The 7,668-nt window shown below is 71.5% G+C and carries 6 protein-coding genes, 1 pseudogene and 1 riboswitch; of the genes and pseudogenes, 4 read left to right on the top strand and 3 right to left on the bottom strand.

Going from position 1 to position 7,668, the window contains the following annotated elements; all coding sequences use genetic code 11:
- Nucleotides 1–44: 44 nt before the first annotated feature.
- Nucleotides 45–927, bottom strand: a pseudogene (locus NMN56_RS01705) (LLM class flavin-dependent oxidoreductase).
- Nucleotides 928–1,257: 330 nt separating this feature from the next.
- On the opposite strand from NMN56_RS01705, the gene NMN56_RS01700 reads away from it, so the two are divergent.
- Nucleotides 1,258–1,653 (top strand): nitroreductase/quinone reductase family protein, encoded by a 396-nt coding sequence (locus NMN56_RS01700; RefSeq protein ID WP_274039654.1) that lies wholly within the window; start codon nucleotides 1,258–1,260, stop codon nucleotides 1,651–1,653.
- Nucleotides 1,654–1,811: 158 nt separating this feature from the next.
- Here the strand turns inward: NMN56_RS01700 and NMN56_RS01695 are convergent, their stop codons facing one another.
- Nucleotides 1,812–2,045: a ferredoxin gene (locus tag NMN56_RS01695; protein ID WP_274039655.1), complete on the bottom strand. Its 234-nt coding sequence runs from the start codon at nucleotides 2,043–2,045 to the stop codon at nucleotides 1,812–1,814.
- Nucleotides 2,046–2,050: 5 nt separating this feature from the next.
- Nucleotides 2,051–3,517, bottom strand: a complete 1,467-nt coding sequence (locus tag NMN56_RS01690) for an aldehyde dehydrogenase (protein WP_274039656.1) — start codon at nucleotides 3,515–3,517, stop codon at nucleotides 2,051–2,053.
- Nucleotides 3,518–3,683: 166 nt separating this feature from the next.
- Between NMN56_RS01690 and NMN56_RS01685 the strand changes: the two genes are divergently transcribed.
- The 3 genes from NMN56_RS01685 to NMN56_RS01675 all read left to right on the top strand — a co-directional run bounded on the left by NMN56_RS01685 (nucleotide 3,684) and on the right by NMN56_RS01675 (nucleotide 7,666).
- Nucleotides 3,684–4,838, top strand: coding sequence for an MBL fold metallo-hydrolase (locus NMN56_RS01685; RefSeq protein ID WP_274039657.1), 1,155 nt, complete (start codon nucleotides 3,684–3,686; stop codon nucleotides 4,836–4,838).
- Nucleotides 4,839–5,083: 245 nt separating this feature from the next.
- Nucleotides 5,084–5,208: riboswitch (cobalamin riboswitch) on the top strand.
- A gap of 218 nt (nucleotides 5,209–5,426) precedes the next feature.
- A complete protein-coding gene (locus NMN56_RS01680) occupies nucleotides 5,427–6,743 on the top strand; it encodes an SCO2321 family membrane protein (RefSeq protein WP_274039658.1) in 1,317 nt (438 codons plus the stop codon).
- A gap of 242 nt (nucleotides 6,744–6,985) precedes the next feature.
- Nucleotides 6,986–7,666, top strand: a complete 681-nt coding sequence (locus NMN56_RS01675; RefSeq protein ID WP_274039979.1) for an SCO2322 family protein — start codon at nucleotides 6,986–6,988, stop codon at nucleotides 7,664–7,666.
- Nucleotides 7,667–7,668 lie beyond the last annotated feature (2 nt).

Genomic DNA, 7,668 nt, shown 5'->3' with positions numbered 1-7,668 from the left:
CGACCCGTGCAGCCCCGCCCCCGTGCAGCCCCGCCCCCGCAGGATCAACTGACCAGCGGGCCGACCTGTTCGGCGGTGAAGCGTACGAACCCTTCGGGGTCGGGTTCGTCGGCGGTTGGCTGGAGGACGACCGTGTCGGCTCCCGCCTCGACGACCCGCCGCACGGCCGCGGCAACGGTCTCGGCGTCCCCGGCGACGCCGAGGTCGGTGTCGGGGGGCGTACCCCTCGCGTACACGTTCGCGGCGCAGGCGGTCCTCGGCGTCGGGGCCGGTCGCCGCGTGAAGGTAGAGGACGATCTCGTGGGGATCGGTACGTCCCGCCGCCGCGCGGCCTTCGTCGATGAGGAGGCGCGCGGCGCGTAGGCGTTCGACGGAGGCATGGGCATCCAGCACGGTGCCGTCCGCCGCCTCGCCGCTGAGCCGTAGCGAGCGGGGCCCACGCGCGCCGGCGAACACGCCGCGCGCTGCCGCGTCACCCAACGGGGGCCAGTCCAGGGCGACATCGTCCAGTTTCACGTACCGCCCGTCCACGGTGACCCGCTCACCGCGCAACAGGGCGCGCATGGCGGTCAGATGTTCGCGCAGCAGCGTGACAGGCGAGTCGACGCGCGCGCCGACCTGCCCCATCCAGTCCTGCACGCCGTGTCCGAGCCCGACGGCGAAGCGCCCCGGGAAGAGCCGGTGGAGGGTGGCGGTCTCCATGGTGGTCATCGCGACGTTGCGCAGGGGCACGGGGAGGAGTCCCACGCCGACGCGCAACCGTTCGGTCCATGCGAGCGCCGCCGACGCGGTGGCGATACCGCTCTCGAAGAAGCAGTCCTCCCACAGCCAGAGTTCGTCCAGCCCCGCGTCCTCCGCCACGCGGGCGACGTCACGCAGCCGTTCGGGAGCAAGTTGGGGCCTGAACACAGCACCGAGAGCAGTCATGCACCTGTTCCTACCGCCCGCAACCCGGCACGGCAACGCCATTCCGCCTCCCCCTCCTCCCGCACCTCACCCTCCCGCGCACGTCCCCCCTCCCCCGGATATCTCCTCTCCCGCACGTCGCCGACACGATCAGTCGCGCTCCCGCTACGGCACGGTCGCCCGTGTCACCCGCACCGTCAGCGGCGCCGCGTACCATGCCAGGTCCACAGGTCGCGGAAGACGCAACAGGTGGAGGGAACGACAAGGAGCCGCAGACGCACGTGCCGTAAGACGGGACGGAAGACGTAGCGGAATACTCAGGGGAAGACGCAGCGGAAGACGGGAGACCGCATGACGGGTTACCGCGAGACCAAGTTCCGGGCCGTCACCGCGTTCCAGCGCAGGGTTCTCAACCCCGTGCTGCGGCGGGTGCCCGGCCAGACGCTGCTGGAGACGACGGGCCGGAAGTCGAGGTTGCCCCGGCGCACCCCCATCGGCGGGCGGCGTACGGGGAACGAGTTCTGGTTCGTCTCCGAGTACGGCGAGAAGTCGCAGTACGTACGGAACATCCAGGCCGATCCGCGCGTGCGCGTCAGGTTGCGGGGGCGCTGGCACGCGGGTACGGCGCACGCGGTACCGCAGGACGACCCGCGCGTACGGCTGTTGAGCCTGCCGCGGTTCAACAGCGCGGCCGTACGGGCCGTTGGCACGAACCTGCTGACGTTCCGGGTCGACCTCAAGGAGTGATCATGGAATCGCCGCCTCCGCCCAACGGCGCAGGCGCCGACCCCTCATCCCTCCACCGGACCCCTCATTTCCATGGCGGCCCCTCACTCCTCCGACGGGCCCCTCGTCCCTCCGCCGTGGCGCGCTCCTCCAAGGAACGCACCCTCCGGCAGGAACCGTCACTCCTCCGGTGGGAACACCGCCTCCCCCGTCTCCGCGAGGGTGATGGAGATGGCCTCGACCGGGCAGCCCTCGGCCGCAGCGAGCACCGCCTCGGAAGGGTCGCGGTCGGGCGCGACCGGGTGGGACTGGCGTGCACCGTCGAGGCGGAAGTCCTCAGCCGCCGCCGCCACACACATGCCGGATCCGATGCAGACATCCCTGTCGACCTCGACGTGCCAACGGTCGCCCATACGCCTCAGCTCCCCGCCGGGAGGTGGATCATCTTGTGCTCGAAGAATTCCCCGTACCCCTCGGGCCCGAACTCCCGCCCGACGCCTGAGTCCTTGTAGCCGCCGAAGGGGCCGAGCATGTCGAGGCTGAAGGTGTTGACCGAGTACGTTCCGGTGCGGACCCGGCGGGCGACGTCGATACCGCGTTCGGTGTCGGCGGTCCAGACGCTGCCTGAGAGGCCGTAGTCGGAGTCGTTGGCGATGCGGACGGCCTCGTTCTCGTCCTCGTAGGGCAGGAGGCAGATGACGGGGCCGAAGATCTCCTCGCGGGCCACGCGCATGCTGTTGTCCACCTCGCCGAAGAGGGTGGGTTCGACGTACCAGCCCTTCGCCATGGCCTCCGGCCTGCCGCCGCCCGAGAGCACCTTGGCGCCCTCCTCCTGGCCGATCGCGATGTAGTCGAGGGAGCGCTGCCGTTGCCGCTCGGCCACGAGGGGGCCGACCTCCGTCGCGGGGTCGAGCGGGTCGCCGACGACGAGCGCGTCCGCAGCGGCCTTGAAACGTTCCGCGATCTCGTCGTAGTGGCTGCGCGGGGCGAGGATGCGGGTCTGGGCCACGCACGCCTGACCGTTGATCATCCACGCGAAGGGCGTGATTCCGGCCACGGCCGCGTCCAGGTCGGCGTCGGGCAGGATGACGGCGGCCGACTTGCCGCCCAGTTCGAGGGTCACCCGCGTCAGGTTGCGCGCCGCGACCTCCATGACGCGCTTGCCCGCTGCGACGGAACCGGTGAAGGAGACCTTGTCGACGCCAGGGTGCCCGACCAGGTACTCGCTGACCTCCCGTCCGGCCGGGAGGATCGACAGCACGCCCTCGGGCAGACCGGCCTCGGTGGCGATCTCCGCGAGGATGTAGGCGTCCAGCGGCGTCTCGGGGGACACCTTCAGAATGGCGGAGCAGCCCGACAGCAGCGCGGGCGCGAGCTTCGCAGCCGCCGTGAACTGCGGAACGTTCCACGGCACCACGCCCGCCACCACGCCAACGGGCTCGCGCCGCAGCAGCAGTGGCCCGAGCGCGCCCGCCCTGCGCTCCTCGTAGGGGAAATCGGCCGCGATCTTGAGCGCCGAGTCCCACACCATCATCGCGGCGAGGGACTGCACCATGACGCCCGAGGTGTAGGGCGTACCGTTCTCGGCGCTGATGACCCTGGCGATCTCCTCGCTGCGGACAGCGAACGCGTCCTTGATACGGGTGACGACCTCGATCCGCTCGGCCAGCGGGCGGTCGGCCCAAACGCCGGAGTCGAAGGCACGCCGCGCCCCCGCCACCGCCTTGTCGACGTCCTCGCGTGCGGCGTGCGGGACGCGGCCGATGGGCTGTTCGGTGTGCGGGGAGACGACCTCGATGGTGTCCTCGCCCGCAGGGTCGGTCAACGTACCGCCGATGTAGAGCTGTTGGTGCTCCACGTACTCGACGCCTGTGTGCTCCGTCATGAGCCTGCCTCTCCCGCGGTCGGCGCCGCCCGCCGCGCGGGCTGTGACGCCTGACACTCGCCTACCGCTCATCTGATAGTGCATCAGAACTAGTACCAGTTCTAGTTCTAGGGAACAATGCCCGTGCCAACGAGACTCGTTGCACCGAGCCGGGGAGCCGCCGCGCATGACGAACGCACCACAGGTCAGGGATCACGGCGGCGGGGTCTGGAGCATTCCTGTACCCATTCCGGACAATCCGCTCGGTCACACCCTCGTTCATCTCCTCGACACCGACGCGGGCCCCGTGCTGATCGACACCGGTTGGGACGACCCCGACTCCTGGCAGACCCTCGTCGAAGGGCTCGCCGCCTGCGGTACCTCCGTGGCCGCGCTCCACGGTGTGCTCGTCACCCACCACCACCCCGACCACCACGGGCTCTCGGCACGCGTACGGGAGGAGTCCGGCGCGTGGATCGCGATGCACGCCGCCGACGCCGCCGTCGTACGCCGCACGCGCAGCACCGACACGGCCCGCTGGATGGGTTACCTCGCGGAAAAGCTCGCCGCCGCGGGCGCACCCGAATCGCATACGGCACCGCTGCGCAAGGCCCTCGCCGAGGGGCGCGGGGGCACGCTGCCGGGCTCGCGTGCCGCGCTGCCCGACCGCGAGATCGAACCGGGCGCGCTGCTCCCGCTCCCCGGACGCCGCCTGCGCGCCATCTGGACCCCGGGCCACACACCGGGACATGTATGTCTGCACCTGGAGGAACGGCACCCGGGCGCGGCTGCGCGGTCCGGCGCGGCGCTCGGGCAGAAGTCCGGCGCGGCGCTCGGGCAGGAGACCCGGGCAGGGCTCGGGCAGGAGTCCGGTGCAGGGCGCGAACGGGGCGGCCATGGACGGCTGTTCTCCGGCGACCACCTCCTCCCCACCATCACCCCGCACATCGGTCTCTACGAGGACCCGGACAGCGACGAGGTCACCGATCCGCTCGGCGACTACCTCGACTCCCTCGAACGCATAGGCAGGCTGCGGCCCGCCGAGGTGCTGCCGGCGCACCAGTACGCCTTCGACGACGCCGAAGGCCGCGTCAACGAGCTCACCGCTCACCACGCAGAGCGCCTCTCCGATTTGAGAGCACTGCTCTCGGAACGGTCTCTCACCCCCTGGCAGCTCGCCGAGTCCATGCAGTGGAACCGCCCCTGGGCCGACATCCCCTATGGCTCCCGCAACATCGCCGTCTCCGAGGCCGAGGCCCACCTGCGCCGCCTCGTCAAGCTCGGCCACGCCGAACCCGTTCCGGACAGCGACCCCGTGACCTACCAGGCGACCGACACCTGAGCGATCGGGACCGCGCCCAGGACCCGGCCCGTGACCGACGGCGGCCCAAGAGGCGACCCCCGGTGGCGGCCTGCGCCAGTGAGCGGCGTACGGGGCCCGTGCCCGGTGACCCCCGGGCCAGTGGGCCGCGCGAGCTGGCCGCGTAAGGCCGCGCAAGCTGGCCGCGTAAGGGCGCGCGAGCCAGCCTCGTGAGTGGCCCGCCGGACACCCCTGCGCTCCCCGGCGGGCCACTGCCCGGAAGAGGGTGGACACGCGCGGGCTATGGTGGTCGGCATACATGAAGACAGTCACCCCTCCGACCGGGGGAAGCCGGTGCGATTCCGGCGCTGACCCGCAACCGTGAGCGGACCGCCCCGCCGCCCGTACGGACGCCCCGTACGCGGCGCCGCCGAGGCATCCGTGAGCCGGAGCACCTGGCCGGAGGGAGGCTCGTGTGGCCTGTTCCCGTCGCCTTGATGGTGACGGGCGAGGCCACCGGCACCGTCGAGGTATACGGAGCCGAGCCCGGTGCATCGCCTGACGGGACTCCCCGTGTGGCGGAGCGGCCGTGCACGGTTCGGTCCGCTTCCGTCATCGAAAGGCACCGCAATGTCACCGCGCCGCCGCCGCTGCGCCACGGCTCTCGCCGCCGCAACCGTGCTTTGCGTCACGTCGGCCCCTGTGGCATCCGCCGCCTCAGCCGCATCCACCCCGGCCAAGACGGCGAAGACGGACAGGACGGCCAAGCTGCCCGAGGCGCTGTACGGCAGGGGCGACCCGAAGTACGACGGCGTATGGCGCCAGTCCCTCGCGCTGCTCGCGCTCGACGGCGCGGGCGCCGTACCGGCGAAAAAGGCCGTCGACTGGCTCACCGGGCAGCAGTGCGACGACGGCTCCTTCGCCGCCTACCGCGCCGACGCCTCGGCCCCGTGCGACCCCAAGAAGGCGCCGGCCGACATCAACGCCACCACCATGGCGGCTCAGGCCCTCGCCGCCGTCGGCGGCCGGGGGGCGCAGGTCGGCAAGGCTGTGGACTGGCTCAAGACGGTGCAGAACAAGGACGGCGGTTGGGGTTACGCCCCGGGCAGCCCCTCCGACGCGAACTCCACCTCCCTCGCCATCGGCGCCCTGCGCGCCATGGACCAGGACCCGGAGAAGACCACCACCAACGGCAGGTCGGCGTACGAGGCACTGCTCTCCTTCCAGCTCACCTGCGGCGCCAAGGGCATCGAGGACGCGAAGGGTGACGAGGGCGCCTTCGCCTATCAGCCCGACAAGAAGGACCGCCTCACCCCGAACAACGACGCTTCATCCGCCGCAGCGCTCGCCGGCCTCGGCGAGGGCATCCTGAGCAAGCCGCTGGACCGGGACAAGAAGAGCGTTCCGCTGAAACCGCTCAAGTGCGCGACGGGCGAGGACGCCGGCGCTGACAGCCTGAAGAACCCGCGCGACGCGGCGGACGCCGGAGCCGCGTACGTCGCCTCCGCGCTCAAGCGGAACGGCGGGCACTTCACCACGGTGCTGCCGGGTTCCGACGAGCAGCAGCCGGACTACGCGAACACCGCCGACGCCGTCATCGCCCTCGCTGCGGGCGGCCACCGCACGGAAGCCGACAAGTCCCTCACGTGGCTGGGCAAGAACCTGAACAAGTGGGACAAGGCCAAGAACGATCCCGCCGCCATCAGCACCCTCATGCTCGCCTCCCGCGCCACCGGCAACGACCCCACGAAGCTCGCGGGCACCAACCTCCTCACCCGCCTCAACAAGACGGGCCCAGCGCCCGCCGAGATGCCCGAGTCGGACAAGCAGAAGTCCGACGACGATGGCGGCACCATCCCCGTATGGGCCTTCATCATCGTGGGCCTCGCGGTCGGAGCGGGCTTCGGCATCCTCATGAGCGGTCGCCGAAAGAGGCAGCAGCTGTGAGCCCCTCCCCCCGCGCCTGCGCCAGCACCCGCGTTCGGGTCCCCACCTCTACCCGTATCCGTGCCCGTACCCGCCCCCGCGCCGCAGCGGCGGCGCTTCCCCCCACACCGAGCCGCACGCCGGCCCTCGCCCTGACCCTGGTACTGGCCGTACTGACCCTCGCAACCTCCACGGCCCTCACCACCCTGACAGTCCCCGCGGCGCACGCTGCGGGCGCAGCGCACGCTGCGGGGACTGCGAGCATGACGGGCACGGCGCACGCTGCGGGCACGGCGCACACGGCAGACACGGCGGACGGCGGCTACCGCTACTGGTCCTTCTGGACCCAGAAGGACCACGGCGCCGACACCTGGTCGTACGCCACCGAGGGCCCCGCGACCCATCGCCCGGACGACGGCGACACCCTCGGCTTCCGCTTCGCCCTCAGCGAGGACTCCAAGAACGCCAAGAAGCCCCGCGGCACAACGAAGTTCGCCGCCACGTGCGCCGGCACCCCCAAGAAGGCCGGCACCAAACGCATCGCCCTCCGCCTCGACTTCGGCACCCGCACCGACGCGCCGAAGACCGGTTCCGGCAAGAGGGAGGCCCCGCCGGAGCCCCGCACCGCGTGCGCCCGCGTCAACGAGGACGCCTCGGCCGGCGAAGCCCTCGCCTCCGTCGCCAAGCCCCTGCGCTACAGCTCCGATTCACTGCTGTGCGCCATCGACGGCTACCCCGCCAGGGGCTGCGGCGAACAGGTCGCCGACAACGGCGACGGCGGCAAGCAGCAGGACTCCGACTCTGCCGCGAAGGACAGCGGCGACAACGGGGACGGCGGGGACGGCGGCACCATGTCGAGTGGCCTGGGCGTCACGGCGGGCATCGCCGCCGTGGCCGTACTCGGCGCCGCGGCCCTCTGGCAGGCCCGCCGCCGAAAGCAGTAAGG

This window comes from Streptomyces iconiensis, from assembly GCF_028657195.3.
GTDB classification, from domain to species: Bacteria; Actinomycetota; Actinomycetes; order Streptomycetales; family Streptomycetaceae; genus Streptomyces; species Streptomyces iconiensis.
This window is presented reverse-complemented; position numbering and strand designations above follow the sequence as displayed.